Origin of the sequence: Bordetella bronchiseptica (assembly GCF_900636925.1) — a bacterium.
GTDB lineage: Bacteria > Pseudomonadota > Gammaproteobacteria > Burkholderiales > Burkholderiaceae_B > Bordetella > Bordetella pertussis.
Window position 1 is genome coordinate 805,593 of record NZ_LR134326.1, and the last position, 18,799, is coordinate 824,391.

The 18,799-nt window shown below is 66.3% G+C and carries 18 protein-coding genes and 1 other RNA gene; 11 read left to right on the top strand and 8 right to left on the bottom strand.

The window, feature by feature from the left end; genetic code table 11:
• Positions 1 to 26: 26 nt before the first annotated feature.
• A complete protein-coding gene (locus tag EL288_RS03830; RefSeq protein WP_003814631.1) occupies positions 27 to 1,538 on the top strand; it encodes a sensor histidine kinase in 1,512 nt (503 codons plus the stop codon).
• Positions 1,539 to 1,577: 39 nt separating this feature from the next.
• Here EL288_RS03830 and bopC read toward each other — a convergent pair whose 3' ends face one another.
• Entirely contained in the window at positions 1,578 to 3,554 is a 1,977-nt protein-coding gene (gene bopC, locus EL288_RS03835) for a type III secretion system effector BopC (protein WP_003814629.1), read from the bottom strand.
• Positions 3,555 to 3,795: 241 nt separating this feature from the next.
• Between bopC and EL288_RS03840 the strand changes: the two genes are divergently transcribed.
• Positions 3,796 to 4,194, top strand: coding sequence for a type III secretion system chaperone family protein (locus tag EL288_RS03840; protein ID WP_003814626.1), 399 nt, complete (start codon positions 3,796 to 3,798; stop codon positions 4,192 to 4,194).
• An 8-nt stretch (positions 4,195 to 4,202) separates the two neighbouring features.
• On the opposite strand, the gene EL288_RS03845 is transcribed toward EL288_RS03840, so the two are convergent.
• Complete coding sequence (locus tag EL288_RS03845) at positions 4,203 to 5,126, bottom strand: LysR family transcriptional regulator (protein ID WP_003814625.1); 924 nt, start codon at positions 5,124 to 5,126, stop codon at positions 4,203 to 4,205.
• A gap of 121 nt (positions 5,127 to 5,247) precedes the next feature.
• Here EL288_RS03845 and EL288_RS03850 point away from each other — a divergent pair, with 121 nt between their 5' ends.
• A complete protein-coding gene (locus EL288_RS03850; RefSeq protein WP_003814622.1) occupies positions 5,248 to 5,877 on the top strand; it encodes an FMN-dependent NADH-azoreductase in 630 nt (209 codons plus the stop codon).
• Positions 5,878 to 5,925: 48 nt separating this feature from the next.
• Here the strand turns inward: EL288_RS03850 and EL288_RS03855 are convergent, their stop codons facing one another.
• From EL288_RS03855 to EL288_RS03870, 4 genes are all read right to left on the bottom strand, one after another.
• Positions 5,926 to 6,831, bottom strand: a complete 906-nt coding sequence (locus EL288_RS03855) for an NAD(P)-dependent oxidoreductase (protein WP_003814620.1) — start codon at positions 6,829 to 6,831, stop codon at positions 5,926 to 5,928.
• A gap of 55 nt (positions 6,832 to 6,886) precedes the next feature.
• Complete coding sequence (locus EL288_RS03860) at positions 6,887 to 8,494, bottom strand: gamma-glutamyltransferase family protein (RefSeq protein WP_003814619.1); 1,608 nt, start codon at positions 8,492 to 8,494, stop codon at positions 6,887 to 6,889.
• Between the two features lie 196 nt (positions 8,495 to 8,690).
• Positions 8,691 to 10,196: a tripartite tricarboxylate transporter permease gene (locus tag EL288_RS03865; RefSeq protein WP_003820743.1), complete on the bottom strand. Its 1,506-nt coding sequence runs from the start codon at positions 10,194 to 10,196 to the stop codon at positions 8,691 to 8,693.
• Positions 10,197 to 10,210: 14 nt separating this feature from the next.
• Complete coding sequence (locus tag EL288_RS03870; protein ID WP_003814615.1) at positions 10,211 to 10,675, bottom strand: tripartite tricarboxylate transporter TctB family protein; 465 nt, start codon at positions 10,673 to 10,675, stop codon at positions 10,211 to 10,213.
• Positions 10,676 to 11,027: 352 nt separating this feature from the next.
• Here EL288_RS03870 and EL288_RS03875 point away from each other — a divergent pair, with 352 nt between their 5' ends.
• The 4 genes from EL288_RS03875 to EL288_RS03890 all read left to right on the top strand — a co-directional run bounded on the left by EL288_RS03875 (position 11,028) and on the right by EL288_RS03890 (position 12,953).
• On the top strand, positions 11,028 to 11,558 hold the full coding sequence (locus EL288_RS03875) for a hypothetical protein (RefSeq protein ID WP_003814613.1): 531 nt from the start codon (positions 11,028 to 11,030) through the stop codon (positions 11,556 to 11,558).
• Positions 11,558 to 11,869: a cell division protein ZapA gene (locus tag EL288_RS03880; protein ID WP_003814611.1), complete on the top strand. Its 312-nt coding sequence runs from the start codon at positions 11,558 to 11,560 to the stop codon at positions 11,867 to 11,869. Before EL288_RS03875 ends, EL288_RS03880 begins: the two co-directional genes overlap by 1 nt.
• A gap of 52 nt (positions 11,870 to 11,921) precedes the next feature.
• Positions 11,922 to 12,107, top strand: a non-coding RNA gene (gene ssrS, locus EL288_RS03885) — 6S RNA.
• A 75-nt stretch (positions 12,108 to 12,182) separates the two neighbouring features.
• The gene (locus EL288_RS03890; RefSeq protein WP_010927072.1) at positions 12,183 to 12,953 is read left to right on the top strand and encodes an SIMPL domain-containing protein; all 771 of its coding nucleotides are present in this window, start codon (positions 12,183 to 12,185) and stop codon (positions 12,951 to 12,953) included.
• On the opposite strand, the gene lgt is transcribed toward EL288_RS03890, so the two are convergent.
• On the bottom strand, positions 12,928 to 13,716 hold the full coding sequence (gene lgt, locus EL288_RS03895; protein WP_003814606.1) for a prolipoprotein diacylglyceryl transferase: 789 nt from the start codon (positions 13,714 to 13,716) through the stop codon (positions 12,928 to 12,930). The two genes, EL288_RS03890 and lgt, sit on opposite strands and share 26 nt — an antisense overlap.
• A gap of 119 nt (positions 13,717 to 13,835) precedes the next feature.
• Here lgt and ilvD point away from each other — a divergent pair, with 119 nt between their 5' ends.
• From ilvD to msrA, 3 genes are read left to right on the top strand one after another with little or no spacing between them, the layout of a single operon-like run.
• Positions 13,836 to 15,521 carry a dihydroxy-acid dehydratase gene (gene ilvD / locus EL288_RS03900; protein WP_003814604.1) on the top strand — a complete coding sequence of 562 codons (1,686 nt, stop codon included), beginning with the start codon at positions 13,836 to 13,838 and terminating at the stop codon, positions 15,519 to 15,521.
• Positions 15,505 to 15,837 (top strand): c-type cytochrome, encoded by a 333-nt coding sequence (locus EL288_RS03905; RefSeq protein WP_010929235.1) that lies wholly within the window; start codon positions 15,505 to 15,507, stop codon positions 15,835 to 15,837. Before ilvD ends, EL288_RS03905 begins: the two co-directional genes overlap by 17 nt.
• Positions 15,838 to 15,860: 23 nt before the next feature.
• On the top strand, positions 15,861 to 16,421 hold the full coding sequence (gene msrA, locus EL288_RS03910; protein ID WP_003814600.1) for a peptide-methionine (S)-S-oxide reductase MsrA: 561 nt from the start codon (positions 15,861 to 15,863) through the stop codon (positions 16,419 to 16,421).
• Between the two features lie 67 nt (positions 16,422 to 16,488).
• Here msrA and hppD read toward each other — a convergent pair whose 3' ends face one another.
• Positions 16,489 to 17,601 carry a 4-hydroxyphenylpyruvate dioxygenase gene (hppD, locus tag EL288_RS03915; protein WP_003814597.1) on the bottom strand — a complete coding sequence of 371 codons (1,113 nt, stop codon included), beginning with the start codon at positions 17,599 to 17,601 and terminating at the stop codon, positions 16,489 to 16,491.
• 152 nt (positions 17,602 to 17,753) lie between these two features.
• Between hppD and EL288_RS03920 the strand changes: the two genes are divergently transcribed.
• Positions 17,754 to 18,230, top strand: coding sequence for an Lrp/AsnC family transcriptional regulator (locus EL288_RS03920; protein ID WP_003814595.1), 477 nt, complete (start codon positions 17,754 to 17,756; stop codon positions 18,228 to 18,230).
• Positions 18,231 to 18,799: the final 569 nt, after the last annotated feature.

The window sequence follows — 18,799 nt, forward strand, 5'->3', positions numbered from 1 at the left end:
CGCGCGCATCGTCGCGCACGCCGCTGGTGGGCATCCGGGCGCTGCTCATCTCGCTGTTGCTGCCGGGCGTGGTGGTATTGCTGGTCATCGACAGCTGGAACGACTACCGCACCCTGGCGGCCATCACCAACGAAGCCTATGACTCGGCGCTGCTGGAGCCGGCGCGCGTGCTGGAGAGCAGCCTGGAGTTCGCGGCCGACGGCACGCTGCAGGTGGCGACGCCGCTGTACGCCCAGGTCATGCTCGAGTCCAAGGCCGGGATGCGAAAGTATTACCGCATCGAGGAAATCGACCCCCCCTGGCCTGAAAACCTGCCCGGCATGCCGCGCGAGCCCGGCCGGGCGCTGTCGGGCATGCCGGAGATGCCGCGTCCTCCGTACTGGCCGCGCAGCAACGGGCAGCCGGTCTTCTTCGACGCGGTGTATCGCAACGATCCGGTGCGCGCCGTGGCCGTGGTGCGCGACCTCTACTACCGCAACCAGCATCGCCAGGTGCTGGTCGTGGTGGCCGAAAGCATCGGCAAGCGCGTCGAGGCCGAGGCCAGCGCGCAGCGCCAGGAGGTCTTGCGCGATACCCGCATGCTGGCGCTGGTGGCCTTGCTGGTCTGGTGGGGGGTGAACTGGGCCCTGCGGCCGCTGGTGCGCCTGCGCAACGATATCCGCACCCGCCGGCCCGACGACCTGACGCCGCTGGACGCCACGCGGGTGCCCAGCGAGGTCGCGCCGCTGGTCGAGGCCGTCAATCACCACATTGCCCGTCATCGCCGCGTGCTGGACGAACAGTCGCAGTTCCTGGCCGACGCGTCGCACCAGTTGCGCACGCCCTTGGCCATCATGCTGACCCAGGCGCAATACGCCTTGCGCGAGCGCGATCCGGTGCGCGCCCAGGAGGGATTGCGCGCCATCGTCGACCAGCTTGGCCGCACCCGCCGCCTGACCGAGCAACTGCTGTCGCTGGCGCATGCCAGCCAGGCCGATGCGCCACCGCGCCAGGAGCTCGACCTCAACGACGTGGCGCGCGACGTCGTGCTGCAGTACCTGCCGCTGGCCCACGAGAAGCAGCAGGATCTGGGCTGGGTCGACGCGCGCGGCGACGAGGCCGAAGGCGCCAGCGACACCGCCGTGGTGCCGGTCTGGGGCAGCGAGGTCGAACTGCACGAGGCCCTGTCCAACCTGGTGCACAACGCCATCAACTATGCCCCGGCGGGGGCGCACATCACGGTATCGGTCGTGCGCTACCCCGGCCGCGCCGAGGTGCAGGTCGCCGACGATGGCCCTGGCATCGAGCCGCTATTGCGCGCCCGGGCGTTTGCCCGGTTCGACCGCATGGCGGGCGACCGCCATGCGTCGTCGTCGGGATCGGGGCTGGGGCTGTCGATCGCCCGTGCCTATGCGCGGCGCAACGATGGCGATATCGAATTGCGCGACGGCGAGCCCAACGCCCAGGGCGGGATCGGATTGTGCGCCGTGTTCTGGATTCCCCTGTACGACCAGAGCGCGCCGGCCGACGAGGCCGAGGCGTTCCGGCGCAGCGGCTGAGCGTCTCGCCTCGAACGCCTCGCCCCGAACGCCTCGCCGTCATGCGCGTAGATTCAGCGCCGTGATCTTGATGTCGTGGCTGAGGTCCGCGCCCGTTCCCACCAAGGCCATTTGTGCCGCCAGGCCGGCCGCCGCCTGGGCGCCGTCGCCGGCGGCAAACCCGTCCACCTTGCGGATCCGGCTTTCGACCCCGGCGCTGTTCAGTGCATCCAATTTTTGGCTGGTCGCGTCGATGTGCGATTGCAGGTTGGCCGCCAGGCGGTTGAGCTGGCTTTCGTTGCCGCTGGTCTTGGCGTCATGGTCGAGCTGGCTGGCGCGTAAGGCGTCAAAGCGCGCCATGGCCGCCGAGGCCAGTTCGTAGGCGTAGGCGGTCGAAGCGTTGACGTCGACCTTGCTGTTCCAGCCGATATTGCCGCCCACGCCGAGCGTGGTGCCGACCTCGCCGCCCATTTCGAACTGGCCGGGGCTGGCCACCAGCTTGCCCTCGGCCGTGGCTCCCAGTCCGACATTGGCGCTACCGGTGACCGAGGCGGTCAGCCCGTGCGCGTCGGCATATTTGCTGTGCAGCAGGTTGGCCGTCAACGTTCCTTCGGCCTTCAGGCCCGCGAAGGCCTCGGCCTGGCCCTCCAGGCGCACGCCGAGGCCGTCGCTGCGCTTGTCGATCGCCGCCGTGCCCGAGACCTCGGCGCTGGCGCCGACTTCCGCGCGTCCTTCGGCATCCAGCTTGAGCAAACTGCCCAGCGTCACCGAGCCCTGGGCTTCCAGCCCCAGCTTGCTCGACAGCTCGGCGCTCACGTTCAGCGACAGCACGGGGTTGGCGCTGGCCGCGGTGTCGCCGTCGGCTTCCTCGCGCCCGATGCTGCCCGACAGGGCGAAAGGCTCGAACGACCCGGACACCTCGGCGCGTGCCGTGGACTCGCCGTACAGCCGCAGCGAGCCTTCCGCCTCGCCGGCGGCGCCGGCGCGCGAGCCGCTTACGCTCATCTCGATGTTGGCGAACGCCTCCAGCACGGCTTCGCCGCTGATGCCCTTGCCCCTGAGCAGCTCGCCCTTGCTGGCCGGCGCCTCGAAATCGGTGCTGGCCTTGGCACCGGCTTCGACGGACAGGCGGCCGCCGCTATCGGCGGCGGAAGGGCGGCTCCATAGCGCGCTGTCGTCGTCGGCCTGCTGCAGGGCGATCAATCCTTCGACCATGCCGGCCAGCAACTGGGTGCGCAGCAGGCCGACGTCGCCCTGGTGCGACACGCCGTCGGCCAGGCTGGCCTGCAGCGCTTCCTGCGCCCGCTGCAAAGCCAGCAGCTGCGTCTGCGTCTTGAGGATGGCGACGCCGTTTTCCTCGGCCGTCAGGTTGGGGCGTATGGTGTCCAGGCCCGCGAAGCGCTCGCGCAGCATGGCGGTGTATTCCTGCCATTGCGGCATGCCCGCGACGTCGCTCGCCGTGGGCGGCGTTCCGTGCTGCTTCGCCCATTGGGCCTCCAGGTGGCTGTACAGCGCGTCGGTGGATTGCTGCAGGCGGGCGGCGAATTCGTCGGGACGCCGCGTATGCAGGTCTTCGAGGTTCTGCATCCAGACCTTGACGTCGCCTTGCAGCGCCATCGACCCGGCGCGCAGCCCATCCAGCCATTTCACGTCCAGATTGGCATGGCTGGGCGCCTGCTCGTGCAGCTGCTGCTTGTAGGCGTCGATGGCGGTGCGCAATTCGGCCACCATGCCGCCGCGCTTGGCGAACTCCCTGGGCTGGCTGGCCTCCCAGTGATTGAGCGCCACTTCCAGATCGCGCAGTTGCTGCAGCGAGCGGTCGCCGCTGGCCTGGAACTGCCTGACATCGTGCTTGACTTCGCGCAGCGCCTCGCTGCTGTGGTGCAGGCGCGGGCTGGCCACGCTGCGCACGAATTCGTCGTTGTTCGGCTCGAGCAGGCGCATGGAGGGGTGTGCGGCGGCCTGGCCGCTGGGCGGCGTCTCGGGCAGGGGGCGGTACGACAGGCCGACGACCGGATTGACGTTGTTGCTCAACATGTGCGGGTCCTCCGTGGTTGGGGCGGCGATGGCCGGATGCGGCGCGGGCGACAGCCAGCCCGCCGGATGCCATGTTGGTAACCGCGGCCTGTCCGGCGTTCTTCGCGTCCCGCGTGGCGCGGAGAAGTCCGTGCTCGTTAGGCCGCTTTCCCCCATGGCGGGCAGCGTTTGCCTGATTTGGGCCGGGCGCCGGGGAGGTCAGCATATGTGACCCCATCCGTACGTATGCTCAGGAGATGCCATGTTCCCTTTGCTCATCCGCAATCTGCGCCACCTGCTGGGGCTGCCCGTTGGCGCCGACGAGCCGGTCACCTCCCTGGCCATCGATGAGCAATGGGCGGTCCATATCGGATGCGAGGACGACATGGTGACCGTGCTGCTGCCGCTTGGTCCGGCGCCCGATCCGCTGCCGGGCGCGGCGCTGGTCAACAGCCTGGCGCAGTGGCCGCCCGTGCTGCTGGACCTGTCCGAGCAGGGCGAGGCCATCCTGTGGGCGCGCGAGCATGTCGGCCGCCTGACGGCCGAGCAATTGCACGCGTTGCTGGTGCGGGTCGCGGCGCGCGCCGCGGCCCTCATGGCCCCGGCCGCCGCGCCGCCGGCGCCGCAGGACACGGCCGAGGTCGCCGGCCGCAAGGCCTGAGGCCGGCCCTACGGCCGGGCCGTGTCGCTCTGGCGCACCAGCGGGGGCACGCGCTTGGCAAGAAAGTCCAGGAAAGCGCGCACGGCGGGCATCATGCCGCGCCGCGACGGGTAGATGCAATGCACGATGCCTTCCGGCGAGCGCCAGTCCGGCAGTACCCGCACCAGCTCGCCGCGCCGCAGCTCCGCTTCGCTGGCCATCGACGGCAGCAGCGCGATGCCGCGCCCGCGCACCGCGGCCTGGGTCAGCACGATGAAGTCATTGCTGGCCAGCACCGGCTGCACGGCGACTTCGACCGATTCCCCGCGCTGGTTGGTCAGCGGCCAGCGCACTTCGTTCTGCGGGTCGTTGAAGCTGAGCGTGCGATGCGAGGCCAGTTCCTGCGGCGTTTCGGGCGTGCCATGGCGTTGCAGGTAGGCGGGGCTTGCCACCAGGGTGCCGCTGGCTATGCCCAGATGCTTGACCACCAGCTCGGCATCGGTATCCAGCTTGGTGCGCACGCGCAAGGCCAGGTCCACCCCCTCCCGGATCACGTCCACCCGCCGGTTGGTGACCAGCAGCTGCACCGATACCGACGGCCAGGCGTCGAGGAATTCCGGCAGCAGCGGCGCCAGCATCTGCTGGGCAATCGACACCGGGCAACTGACCACCACCGGGCCCGCGGGCTCCGATTGCAACTGCCGCATGGCGTCCTCGGCCGCACGCGCGGACGCCGTCATTTCCTGGCAGTAGTGCAGGTAGCGTTCGCCGGCCGTGGTCAGGCGCAGGCGGCGCGTCGTGCGTTGCAGCAGGCGCACCCCCAGCCGGTCCTCCAGTTGCGAGATGCGGCGCGACAGGCGGGATTTCGGGACATCGAGCACCCGCGATGCCGCACTGAAGCCGCCTTGCTCGACGACTTGGGCGAAGTAGTAGAGGTCGTTGAGATCTTGCATGAAAATTGTTCTAAATTCAGAACGAACAGTTCATCTTAACTGGGTTTATGTAAACAATGAAGCCTCTTAAAGTAACGCCATGGCTACACGGCACGACGCCGTACCACTGGAGGCCCACCTTATGAAAACCCTCGTCATCCTGTCCTCGATCCTTGGCGATCGTTCGAATTCCAAGCAACTGGCCGACCATCTGCTGGCCCGCCTGAAGCAGTCCGAACCCGGCGGTACGGTCAAGATCCGCGATCTGGCCGCCGATCCCGTGCCGTATTTCGACGGCGCGACGGTCGGGGCGCTGTTCACGCCCGCCGAGGCGCGCAACGCGCAGCAGCAGCGCATCGCCGCGCTCAGCGATGACCTGGTCGCCGAACTCTTCGATGCCGATCGCATCGTCTTCGCCGTGCCGGTCTACAACTTCAACCTGCCGGCCCAGTTCAAGAGCTATATCGACCATATCGCCCGCGCCGGCGTGACGTTCCGCTATACGGCCGAAGGCAAGCCCGAAGGCCTGGTGCAGGGCAAGCAGGTGCTGGTGCTGATCGCTCGCGGCGGCAAGTCCGAGGGTACGCCCGACGACACGATGACGCCCTACCTGAAGCAGATGCTGGCCTTCCTGGGCATGACCGACGTGACGTTCATCGCGGCCGAAGGCATGGCGATGGGCGAGCTGGCCGCCCAGGAAGGGTTGGCCCTGGCCAGGCAGCGCATCGATGCGCTGTCGCTTGATGCGCGCCAGGGTCTGGCGGCGGCCTGATCGAACGGGCGCCGGCCGCCCGGGCTACGAGCGGCCGGCGCCGCGGCCTCAGTCGCGCAGCCGCTTGATGAGGCTGGACGTATCCCAGCGGTTGCCGCCCATTTTCTGCACATCGCCGTAAAACTGGTCCACCAGGGCGGTCAGCGGCAGGCGTGCGCCATTGTTGCGCGCCTCTGCCAGCACCAGGCCGAGGTCCTTGCGCATCCAGTCCACGGCGAAACCGAAATCGAACTGGTCGTCCACCATCGTGGCGCCGCGGTTTTCCATCTGCCAGCTTTGCGCGGCGCCCTTGCTGATCACATCCAGCACCAGCTTCATGTCCAATCCCGCGGTCTGGCCGAAAGCGATGGCTTCGGACAGGCCTTGCACCACGCCGGCGATGCAGACCTGGTTGACCATCTTGGCCAGCTGGCCGGCTCCCGGCGGGCCCACCAGCGTCACGGCGCGGCCGAAGGCGTGCGCCACGGGCTTGATGTCCTCGAACGTGGCGCTGTCGCCGCCGCACATGATGGTCAGCGCGCCATTGACGGCGCCGGCCTGGCCGCCGGAGACCGGCGCATCGATGAACTGCAGATTCAGTTCGCGCGCCGCCGCATAGAGTTCGCGCGCCACATCGGCCGAGGCGGTGGTGTGGTCGACGAAGACCGCGCCGGCCTGCATGCCGGCGAAGGCGCCGTCCGCGCCCAGCACCACGCTGCGCAGGTCGTCGTCGTTGCCGACACAGCAGAACACGATTTGCGCGCCTGCCGCGGCTTCGCGCGGCGTGGCGGCGGCCTTGCCGCCGAATTCGGCGGCCCAGGCCTGCGCCTTGGCTGCCGTGCGGTTGTAGACCGTGACCTGATGGCCCGCGCGGGCCAGGTGACCGGCCATGGGCAGGCCCATGACGCCCAGGCCCAGGAAAGCGACGTTGCGCGGGGTGGTGGTGTCGTACGTCTTCGAGCCGATGGTGGCCATGCCGGATCTCCGTTAAAGGGCGCTGTTGGGATGCAGGACAGTAACCTTAACGCAATCAAAAGCCCGCGGCGAGTCCGTCGCGGCGGCTGTCGCTGGCCGCGACATAGCCATCGACCGCCGGATCCCCCAGGCGCCAGATGAACTGGCCCGAACCGAAATCCTTGCCAGCCGGCGCCGCGACCTCCACGATATGGCCGCGGGCACGCAGGGCGTCGGTCACCTGCGCGGGCATGGCGGCTTCGATATCGACCGAGAGCCCGCGGTTCCATTTCCAGCGCGGCGCATCGCATGCCGCCTGCGGCTGCTGCCGATAATCGAGCATGCGCACCAGCGCCTGCAGATGTCCCTGCGGCTGCATGTTGCCGCCCATGATGCCGAAACTCATCAGTGGCGCGCCATCCTGCGTCAGGAAGGCGGGAATGCCGGTGTGGAACGGGCGCTTGCCGCCGCCCACGACGTTCGGATGATCGGGGTCCATGCTGAAGCAGCAGCCGCGGTTCTGCAGGCTGATGCCGGTGCCCGGCACCACGATGCCGGATCCGAATCCCATGTAATTGGACTGGGTGAAACTGACCATCATGCCATTGCGGTCGGCGCATGCAAGGTAGACGGTGCCGCCCTGCGGCGCCTGCGCGGCGTTGTAGACGCGAGCGCGGCGCAGGTCGATCAGGCGCGCGCGTTCGGCCAGGTAGGCCGGGTCCAGCAGCTGTTCGACGCGGATGCGCATGTGCGCCGCGTCGGCCACGTGCGCATGGACATCGGCAAACGCCAGCTTCATGGCTTCGATCAGGATGTGCTGGGTATCCGGATGTTCGGCGGGGCGCGATGCCAGGTCGAAGTGTTCGACGATCCCCAGCGCGATCAGGGCCGCCAGGCCCTGCCCATTGGGCGGCAGCTGGTGCAACGCATGGCCGCGGTAGGCCTGGCTGATGGGCTCGACCCATTGCGGCGCATAATCGCGCAGGTCGCCCAGCGTCAGCGCCGCCTCGTGGGCCTGCGCGTGCGCCACCAGCTTCTGCGCTGTTTCCCCTTCGTAGAAATCGCGCCCGCCGCTGGCGGCAATGCGCCGCAGCGTGGCGGCCGCGCCCGCCAGCACGAAATGCTCGCCCACCTCGGGCGCGCGTCCATGCGGCAGGAAGTGTTCGGCGAATCCGGGCAGGCTGCGCAGCGGGTCCACCTGGTCAGCCCATCTTCGCTGCACCGTCGGGGGCACCGCGAAGCCGCGCTCGGCATATTCGATGGCGGGCGCCAGCACGTCGGCGAAGGGCAGGCTGCCCAGCTTGTCGTGCAGGCTGGCCCAGCCCGCCACGCAGCCCGGTATGGTCACGCTGTCCCAGCCGCGCAGCGGGATCGCGCCCTGATGCTTGCGCTGGAAATAGCCGGGGCTCCACGCCGCCGGGGCGGTGCCCGAGGCGTTCAGGCCATGCAGGCGGGCGCCATCCCAGACCAGGGCGAAACAATCCGAGCCCAGGCCATTGCTGGCTGGCTCGACCAGCGCCAGCGTCGCGGCGCTGGCCACCGCCGCATCCGCGGCGTTGCCCCCTAGCGCCAGGATGCGCAGCCCTGCCTGCGCCGCCAGCGGGTGGGACGTGGCGACCACGTTGCGCGCGAAAACAGGAATCCGGGTGCTGGGGTAGGGGTTGTTCCAATCGAACTTCATCACAAGCCGATAGACACGGGTAAACCCGTAGCTTAACGCACTCGCGGCCGATTCATGTCAAATTTGTTGTGATTGGTTGCAATTTGAAATCTCACGGCCTGGTGCCCATGGCGTGCGGCACTGCGAAGCCGAGGCAAAAAAAAACCGGGCCCGAGGGCCCGGTTCGCGCCGGCCGGCAGGCGCCGGCCGCATCGAGGGATCATTCTTCCTCGACGAAGGTTTCCTCGCGCTTCTTGCGGATCGCCGGCAGCGCCACCAGCACCACCAGGAAGAGCGCGACGGCCAGCAGGGTCGCCGACAGCGGGCGCGTCACGAAGGTGCTGAAGTCGCCACGCGACAGCAGCAGCGCGCGCCGGAAGTTCTCTTCCATCATGGGGCCGAGCACCAGGCCCAGCAGCAGCGGCGCGCCTTCGCATTTCAGCTTGGCCCACACGTAGCCCACCACGCCGAAGGCCGCGGTCATGAAGATGTCGAACGTGTTGTAGTTCAACGAGTACACGCCGATGGTGCAGAACACCAGGATGGCCGGGAACAGGATGCGGTAGGGCACTTTCAGCAGCTTGACCCACAGGCCGATCAGCGGCAGGTTCAGCACCACCAGCATCAGGTTGCCGATCCACATCGAGGCGATCAGGCCCCAGAACAGCTCGGGGTGGCTGGTCATGACCTGCGGGCCCGGCTGGATGTTGTGGATGGTCATCGCGCCGACCATCAGCGCCATCACGGCGTTGCCCGGGATGCCCAGGGTCAGCAGCGGGATGAACGAGGTCTGCGCGGCCGCGTTGTTGGCCGACTCGGGGCCAGCCAGGCCGGCCGGGTGGCCCTTGCCGAAGCGCTCCGGGTTCTTCGAGATCTTCTTCTCGAGCGTGTAGGAGGCGAACGAGGACAGCACGGCGCCGCCGCCCGGCAGGATGCCCAGGGCCGAACCCAGGGCGGTGCCGCGCACCACGGCCGGGGCGGCTTCCTTGAACTCCTGGAAGTTCGGATACAGCGAGCCGATCTTGTCGGTGATGTCGACGCGGTTTTCCTTCTGCTCCAGGTTGGTCATGATTTCGGCGAAGCCGAACACGCCCATGGCGACGATGGCGAAGTCGATGCCGTCCTGCAGCTCGGGGATGCCGAAGTCATAGCGGGCCACGCCGGAGTTCACGTCGGTGCCGACCATGCCCAGCAGCAGGCCGAGGATGATCATGGCGATGGCCTTGGGCAGCGAGCCCGACGCCAGCACCACCGCGCCCACCAGGCCCAGCACCATGAGCGAGAAGTATTCGGCCGGACCGAACTTGAAGGCGACTTCGGCCAGCGGGGGCGCGAAGGCAGCCAGCAGCAGCGTGGCGACGCAACCGGCGAAGAACGAGCCCAGGGCGGCGATGGCCAGGGCGGCGCCGGCGCGGCCATTGCGCGCCATCTGGTGGCCGTCGAGCACGGTCACCACCGCTGACGTCTCGCCGGGTAGCGCGACCAGGATGGCCGTGGTCGAGCCGCCGTACTGGGCGCCGTAGTAAATGCCGGCAAGCATGATCAGGCCGGCCACCGGCGGCAGCACATAGGTGATGGGCAGCAGCATGGCGATGGTCGGAACCGGGCCGATGCCCGGCAACACGCCGATCAGGGTGCCCAGGATGCAGCCGAGCAATGCGTACGCCAGGTTCTCGGGGGTGAACGCCACCGAGAAACCCAGCATCAGGTTGTCAAACAATTCCATGACTCATGGTCTCCTTAGTTCATGCCCAGAAACGACGGCCACAGCGGGAAAATCAGGCCGAGTCCCTTGATGAACGCCAGATAGCTGAAGACCACGAGGAAGATGCCGTTGGCAACGGCCACCTTCCAACTGAATTCGTGGCTGGCCAGGCTGCTGACCACCACGAGGACGAAGACGGACAGATAGACACCCAGCGGCTTGAGGATCAGGGCGTACAGGACGACCGAGCCCACCACCAGGAAAACGATGCGCCAATCGAAGCCTTCCACGGCTGTCTCGGTGGCTTTCTTGGACAGCGCGCTGATCAGCACGATCGCGCCCAACAAAGCCAGGACAAGCCCCAGCCAGAAAGGAAAGTATCCCGGCCCCATGCGGGCGGCAGTACCCATTTGGTAGCTGCTGGCTTGCCAGGAAAATCCCAGTCCGAGGACGATGAACATCACCCCCGACCAGAAGTCCTGTCGATTGCGTAGCTGCATGATTGGTTGGCTCCTGTTTTACAGCATGTATTTAAAAGACTGCCTGCTCCGGCTCGTGCTGGGTGGCGGGCACAAAAAAGGCACTTGGTGGTGCCGTTTGGTTTTCTGAAATCGGCGCTTGCGTATTTTTGAAGGCCGAATGGTAATGGAGGGCAAGGGCGCTGGAAACCCTGGTTTTCCGCCAGTTGCTCGGGGTTTTCCCTAGAAATGCACCTGCGGGGGCTTGAATGTGTAACGGGATCGCCGTGGCGAAGCCAGAATGAAAGCAAACTGAAAGTTTGCAGACAGCTGGCCGACAGCCAAGCCGGCTGGCGGGCGCTCATGGCGCCAGGGCCGCGCCGCAAAGCGGCAAATGCAGGTTCTACCGAATATTGCCGTGTTTCTCAGCTTGCGTGAAGAGGCCCGTTCGGTTCCCGGATGGTTTACGATAGCGCCCATGCTGCAAGACCTCGACCAACTCGCCGCCCGTATCGGGCAATTGGTGCAACGCACCCGGCATCTGCATGCCGAGCGTGACGCGTTGCGTGTCCGCCTGAACGACAGCGAATCCGAACAGCGCAAGCTCAAGCAGCGTTGCGCCGATTTCGAGACGGAGCTGCAGGCTTTGCAGGCCCGCTTGCGCGAGCACGACGGCGCCACCGCGACCCAGTTGGCCGAGGCGCAGCAGACCGAAGTCGCGCTGCGCGAGCAACTGGCGCGCGAAGCCGCCGAACGCCAGGCGCTGGAGTCCCGCGTCAGTGCGCGCGAGGCCGAGCTGCAGGGCAACCTGCGGGCGCGCGACACCGATCTGCAACGCCTGCGCGTGGCCGCCTCGACGGCGCGCGAACGTATCGACGCCGTGCTGGCCCGCCTGCCGGGCGCGCCGGCCGGGGAGCAATCGTAATGGAACGTGTGGACGTCACGATTCTGGGGCGCGACTACTCGCTGGCGTGCTCCGCTGAAGAAAAACCCGTGCTCATGGCCGCCGTGCGCCATGTCGACCAGCTCATGCTGCGTATTCAGGGTTCGGGCAAGGTGTCCAGCAACGAGCGCATCGCCGTGATGGCGGCGCTGCAAGTTGCTGGCGAACTGCTCGCCATGAAGGCGCCGGATGGCCCGCTGGGCGGTTTGGCGGTGGGCGACTTCAAGCGTAGAATCGAGGAAATGAATTTGATGCTGGACGACGCGCTGTCCGGACAGGAAAAGCTGCTCTAGCGTCAACGCGGTAACCCGCGCGCAGTATCGGAATTCATGCAGTATTCATGGTTTGTCCCTGCCGTGCTCGTGACTTGGCCATACATTCTCTGAACCTATGTCTTACGGCATATGGGTTGCGGGAGTGTAGAGCTGGAGTGATCGTCTACTCGTAGACGAACCCGATGCTCTTCGGATCGCGACCACCTTGAACCTCAGGGTTCGAGATGCCGGCCTTGACGGCACAGGCGGGGCATCTATCCAGGCAGGCCTGTATCGCAGGCCTGCCTTCGGATGTCTCTCTCCCTCCCCCACGTTCCCTCACAGGTCCACCATGCTTCGACATTCCGCGTTTTCGCTGACCCGGCTGGGCGCCGCATGCGCTGCCGCCCTGGCCCTGGCCGCCGCGCAGCCCGTCCTTGCCCAATCGCAGCCGCCCGCGGCGGCGCCGCAGACCCAGGCCGACAGCGCCAGCCGCGCGCCCGAGCTGACGCTGCAGGCGAGCGCGTCTTCCGAGGTCAAGCAGGATACGGTGCGCATCACCCTGTCCGCCGAGGTCGAGGCCAATGACCAGCCGGGCGCCGGCAAGAAGCTGTCGGCCGCGCTCGAGGACGTCGTCAAGCGCGCGCGCGGCGCCAAGAACATCGACGTGCGCACCGGCGGCTACAACGTGTGGCCCAATACCAACTCCAAGGGCAAGGTCATCAACTGGCGCGGCCAGGGCGAGGTCGTGCTCGAGTCCAAGGACTTCCAGGCGGCCTCGGCGCTGGCTGCCAAGCTGGGCGACAAGACCGCCATCACCAACATCAGTTTCCAGCTGTCGCGCGCCGGCCGCGAAGCCGAGGAGCGCAAGCTGCTCAGCCAGGCCGCCACGGCGTTTCGCGAGCGCGCGCTGGCCGCGGCCAATGCCTTCGGCTTTTCGGGTTATCGCCTGATCAAGCTGGACCTGGGCGGCAGCGGCGGGGCGCCCGTCCCGCGCGCGGTGGGCGCGCAGATGATGATGGCCAAGGACGCCGGCGGCGGCGCGCCCAACCCCGAGGCTCCCCTCGAGGCGGGCGAAGTCACCGTCAGCATCGCCGTCAACGGGACGGTGGCCTTGCAGTAAACAGGTACAGGCCGGCGCCGGCCAGCACCATGGGTATCGACAGCCATTGCCCCATGCTGAGTCCGGCCGCCAGCAGCCCCAGGAAGTTGTCCGGTTCGCGCGTGAACTCCACCAGGAACCGGAATGCGCCATAACCCATCAGGAACATGGCGCTTACCTGCCCCGCCGCGCGGGGCTTGCTCGAATACCACCACAGCAGCGCGAACAGGACGATGCCTTCCAGGCCCAGTTCGTAGAGCTGGGACGGGTGCCGCGGCAGCCCGTCGCCCGATTGCGGGAAGACCATCGCCCAGGGTACGTCGGTCGGCCGGCCCCACAATTCGCCATTGATGAAATTGCCCAGGCGGCCGGCGGCCAGACCCAGCGGAATCAGCGGCGCGATGAAATCGCTCACGGTGAAAAAGCCCAGCCGCTTCTTGTGGGCGAACAGCAGCATTACCACGATGACGCCGATCAGGCCGCCGTGGAACGACATGCCGCCTTCCCACAGATAAAAAATCTCCAGCGGGTTGGCCAGATAGTGGGCGGGCTTGTAGAACAGGACATAGCCCAGCCGCCCGCCCAGCACCACGCCCAGCACGCTGTAGAAAATCAGGTCTTCCAGGTCGCGCACCGTCATCGAGGTCGTATGGCCTGACGTGATGCGGCGGCGGCCGAGCGCATAGACCAGCGCGAATCCGATCAGATACATCAATCCATACCAATGGATGGCGAGCGGGCCGATACGCAGGGCTACGGGGTCGATTTGAGGGTACTGAAGCATGTTCCGCCTGGCGCAAGAAGATGTCCGATAATAACCGGCGAGCGTGTTGTTCCGTAGCGCTGCCTTCCGACAGCGATCTGGCCGGCCCGGCATGGGCCTACGCACCTGGAGACAAGACCATGTCCGACAACAATCGTTCCCGTCACATTACCGAGGGCGTGGCGCGCGCGCCCAATCGGGCCATGTACTACGCGCTGGGCTACACCGAGGCGGATTTCCAGAATCCGATGATCGGCGTGGCCAACGGACATTCCACGATCACTCCATGCAACAGCGGGCTGCAGCGCCTGGCCGACGCGGCGATCGAGGCCATCCGCGTCTCCCGCGCCAACCCCCAGGTGTTCGGCACGCCGACGATTTCCGATGGCATGTCCATGGGCACCGAAGGAATGAAGTATTCGCTGGTGTCGCGCGAGGTCATCGCCGACTGCATCGAGACCGCCGCGCAGGGGCAGTGGATGGATGGCGTGGTGGTCATCGGCGGATGCGACAAGAACATGCCCGGCGGCATGATGGCGCTCGCGCGCATGAATGTGCCCGGCATCTACGTGTATGGCGGCACCATCAAGCCCGGCCACTACAAGGGCAAGGACCTGACCATCGTATCGGTGTTCGAAGCCGTCGGCGAATACACCATGGGCCGCATGGACGAAACCGACTTCAAGGCCATCGAGCAATGCGCCATCCCCGGGTCGGGTTCCTGCGGCGGCATGTACACGGCCAACACCATGAGCTCGGCCTTCGAGGCCATGGGGATGAGCCTGCCTCATTCCAGCACCATGGCCAACGAGGACCAGGAGAAAGTCGCGTCGGCGGCGGAATCGGCGCGCGTGCTGGTCGAGGCGGTGCGGCGCCAGCTGCGGCCGCGCGACATCATCACCCGCGCCTCCATCGAGAACGCCGTGGCGGTGATCATGGCCACGGGCGGCTCGACCAACGCCGTGCTGCACTTCCTCGCCATCGCCCACGCGGCGGAAGTGCCGTGGAACATCGACGACTTCGAGCGCATCCGCAAGCGCGTGCCGGTCATCTGCGATCTCAAGCCGTCCGGCAAGTACGTGGCGACCGACCTGCATCGCGCCGGCGGCATCCCACAAGTGATGAAGATCCTGCTGAACGCCGGCCTGTTGCATGGCGATTGCATCACCATCACCGGCAAGACCGTGGCCGAGACGCTGGCGAACGTACCCGATGCGCCGCCGCCCGGGCAGGACGTCATCATGCCCATCGAACGCGCGCTCTACCCGCAGGGGCACCTGGCGATACTCAAGGGCAATCTTTCGCCGGAAGGCTGCGTGGCCAAGATCACCGGGTTGAAGAATCCGGTCATTACCGGCCCGGCGCGCGTGTTCGATTCCGAAGACGATGCCATGTCCGCCATCATGGACCGCCGCATCCGCGATGGCGATGTGGTGGTGATCCGCTACGAGGGCCCCAAGGGCGGTCCAGGCATGCGCGAGATGCTCGCGCCCACTTCCGCGCTGGTCGGCCAGGGGTTGGGCGAAACCGTCGGCCTGATCACCGACGGGCGGTTTTCCGGCGGCACCTGGGGCATGGTGGTCGGGCACGTGGCGCCCGAGGCGTTCGTCGGCGGGCCGATCGCGCTGATTCGCGAGGGCGATTCGGTTACCATCGATGCCCATCAGCTGCTGCTGCAGCTCAACATCAGCGATGAGGAAATGGCGGCTCGTCGCAAGGCTTGGGCCCAGCCCAAGCCGCGCTATGTGCGCGGCGTGCTTGCCAAGTTCGGCAAGCTGGCCTGTACCGCCAGCCGTGGGGCAGTAACCGATGCATTTGAAGAGTAGTCTGGCCGCGTGGGCGGTCCTGGCCTGTCTGGCCGGCGGTAGCGCCGGCGCGCAGCCGGCTGGCGAGGCGCTGGCGCGCAACAAGAACTGTATGGCCTGCCATCAGGTCGACAGCAAGCGGGTGGGGCCGCCTTTGCGCAGCATATCCGAACGCTACGCGGGGCAGTCCGAGGCCGCGGCCTATCTGGCGGGCAAGATCCGTGGCGGCGGGCGCGGCGCCTGGGGCGCCGTGCCCATGCCGGCCCAGCCGCAGGTCAGCGACGCCGACGCGCATGCGCTGGCCGAGTGGATCCTGTCCTTGCCCGCCAAGCCCTGAGCATTCTTTCCGGAGCGAAAGCCATGTCTTCATCCCAACCGGCCGGCCCGGCCACCGAAGCAGCCGTTCTCGGGGGCGGCTGCTTCTGGTGCGTCGAGGCCGTCTTCAAGGACCTGCGTGGCGTGACCGGCATCGAACCCGGCTATGCCGGCGGCCACGTCGAGCATCCCACCTACGAACAAGTCTGCGGCAAGGACACCGGCCATATCGAAGTGGCGCGCGTCGAGTTCGACCCCGCCGTGCTGTCGTACGGCGATCTGTTGCGGGTCTTCTTCGCCACCCATGATCCCACCACCCCGGGGCGCCAGGGCAATGACGTCGGGCCGCAGTACGAGTCCGCCATCTTCTGGCAGGACGAACGGCAACGCGAGCAGGCGCAAGCCGTCATGGACGAATTGCGTGCGCAACAGGTCTTCGATGCCCCCATCGTGACCCGCCTGCTCGCGCCGGCGAAGTTCTGGCCGGCCGAAGACTATCACCGCGACTATTACGCCCTGCATCCAGAGCAGGGCTATTGCCAGTTCGTCATCGCGCCCAAGGTCGCCAAGTTCCGCAAGCAGTTCCAGGACCGCCTGGCACGCTGAGCGCGCCGCGGCGCCCGAAATGACAAGGCCCACCGCGAGGGTGGGCCTTGCTCGCGCCAGGCAGGGCTCAGTCGACCTGCTTGACCACGCCTCGGCGCATCTGGTCGAGTTCGATCGATTCGAACAGCGCCTTGAAGTTGCCTTCGCCGAAACCGTCGTTGCCCTTGCGCTGAATGATTTCGAAGAAGATCGGGCCGATCTGGTTTTCCGTGAAGATCTGCAGCAGCAGCCCGCCGCCGGGCGCGCCGTCGAGCAGGATGCGATTCTTCCGCAGGCGCGTCACGTCCTCGCCATGGTCGGGCAGGCGGCGGTCCAGCAGTTCGTAGTAGGTGTCCGGCGTATCCAGGAATACCACGCCGTTGCGGCGCAGCGCCTCCACCGTCTGGTAGATATCGTCGGTGGCCATCGCGATGTGCTGGATGCCTTCGCCGCGGTACAGGTCCAGGTATTCCTGGATCTGCCCCTTCTCTTCGGTGCCTTCCTCGTTGATCGGGATACGGATATTGCCGCAGGGCGAGGTCATGGCCTTCGACTTCACGCCGGTCACCTTGCCTTCGATGTCGAAGTAGCGGACCTCGCGGAAATTGAACAGGCGCTCGTAGAACTCGGACCACTCGGCCATACGGCCCTTGTGCACGTTGTGCGTCAGGTGGTCGACCAGCGTCAGGCCGGCGCCGGCGTGGTTCACGTCGGTCTGCGCGGTATCGCGATCGATCGGCTCGAAGTCGACGTCGTAGATGCTGATGTCGCCGATGCCGCCGTGGCCCTGCTTGCCGCGCCAGCGGTCCACCAGATAGATGAGCGAGTCGCCGATGCCCTTGATGGCCGGGATGTTCAGCTCCATCGGGCCGCTATGCGAGTCGAACCCCCACGCGCCGAGTTCGAGCGCGCGCTTGTAGGCTTTGTTGGCGTCCTGCACGCGAAAGCCGATGGCGCAGATCGACGGGCCGTGCAGGCGCGCGAAGCGTTGGGCGAACGAATCGGGTTCGGCGTTGATGAGGAAGTTCACCCCGCCCTGACGGTACAGCGTCACATCCTTGTGCCGGTGCTTCGCGATGGCCTTGAAGCCCAGCAGTTCGAAAACCTTGCGCAACGCGACAGGATCGGGGGCGGTGTATTCGATGAACTCGAAACCGGCCGTACCCATCGGATTTTCCCAGGGTTGGAAATTCTCAGCCATGGCTGCTCTCCCTTGTATGTTGTGCAATCAATTTGCTTGAAACCAGAACGCAGATTGTAGGCAGCGAAGGCGGGCAGGCGATTGCAAATATGCCCTGAAAAAGCCTGTTATCGGCAATAATATTGCCGTACTGGTCAAATTTGGGGCTGATGATGCTAGGGGTTGAGTTGGATAGGACAGATCGGCGAATTCTTGCCGAATTGCAGCGCGACGGGCGGCTCAGCAACCAGGAGCTGGCCGAGCGGGTTTCGCTTTCTCCCAGTCCGTGCCTGCGCCGGGTACGGCGCCTGGAGGAGCAGGGCTATATCAAGCGCTACGTGGCGCTGGTCGATGCCGAGAAAGTCGGGCTGGGCCTGCTGGCCTACGTCACCATCAAACTGAACAAGCACAGCGGCGGCAGCCACGCGCCAATGGGCAACTTCGCCCGGGATGTCCAATTATGGCCCGAAGTGGTGGAGTGCTACGCGATGTCGGGGGACATGGACTATCTGCTGCGCATCCAGGTGGCGGACCTGGCGCACTTCTCCCGGTTCGCCATGGACACCCTGATGCAGCATCCGGCCGTGGTGGACATGAAATCCTACTTCGCGCTGCAGCAGATCAAGGAAACCACCGAGCTGCGCGTATAGCGGTCGCCGTATATATAGGGACACGGTGCCGTGTTCCACCATGCCCTCTATATATAGGGGCCATGGAAGGGCGGCGGGCAGCCGCCATCCAGCCTGTCCGAAATAAAAAGGGGCGGTTCGTTCCGGAGGGAAAATATGGCGGGCACACAAAATAATTAACGAACCAGCAAAATTGGTGTCACAACGCCAGCGTACGAATTTTTTCTGTGCTATAGTCTCGCTTCTTCGCCGCACTGATCTTTCAGCGCGACGAAGCCGGAACCGCGAATCCCGCGGTTTGCAGGTTCTCCGCCCAGGTGCGGGAGCCGGCAAGCCAGGGCAGGGGGCGCGGGCAGCACCGGGGCGGGGCGGGCGGGATTATGCCGATGTGGCGGTTCCCGGGGTTCTGGCAGGTGTTGTTGCACGACGGTTAACGAATCGCTGCCTTTGGGTTGCAAATTCTGCAAGAGTCGTGTTATAGTTTCGGGCTTGGCAGTTGCCGAAACCCAAGGGTTAACCCTGATGCCGATAGGCGCGGGTGCTGGGGTTTCGAGAAGTGCCAGGCGAGAGGCGCAGGCCTTGAGGAAGGG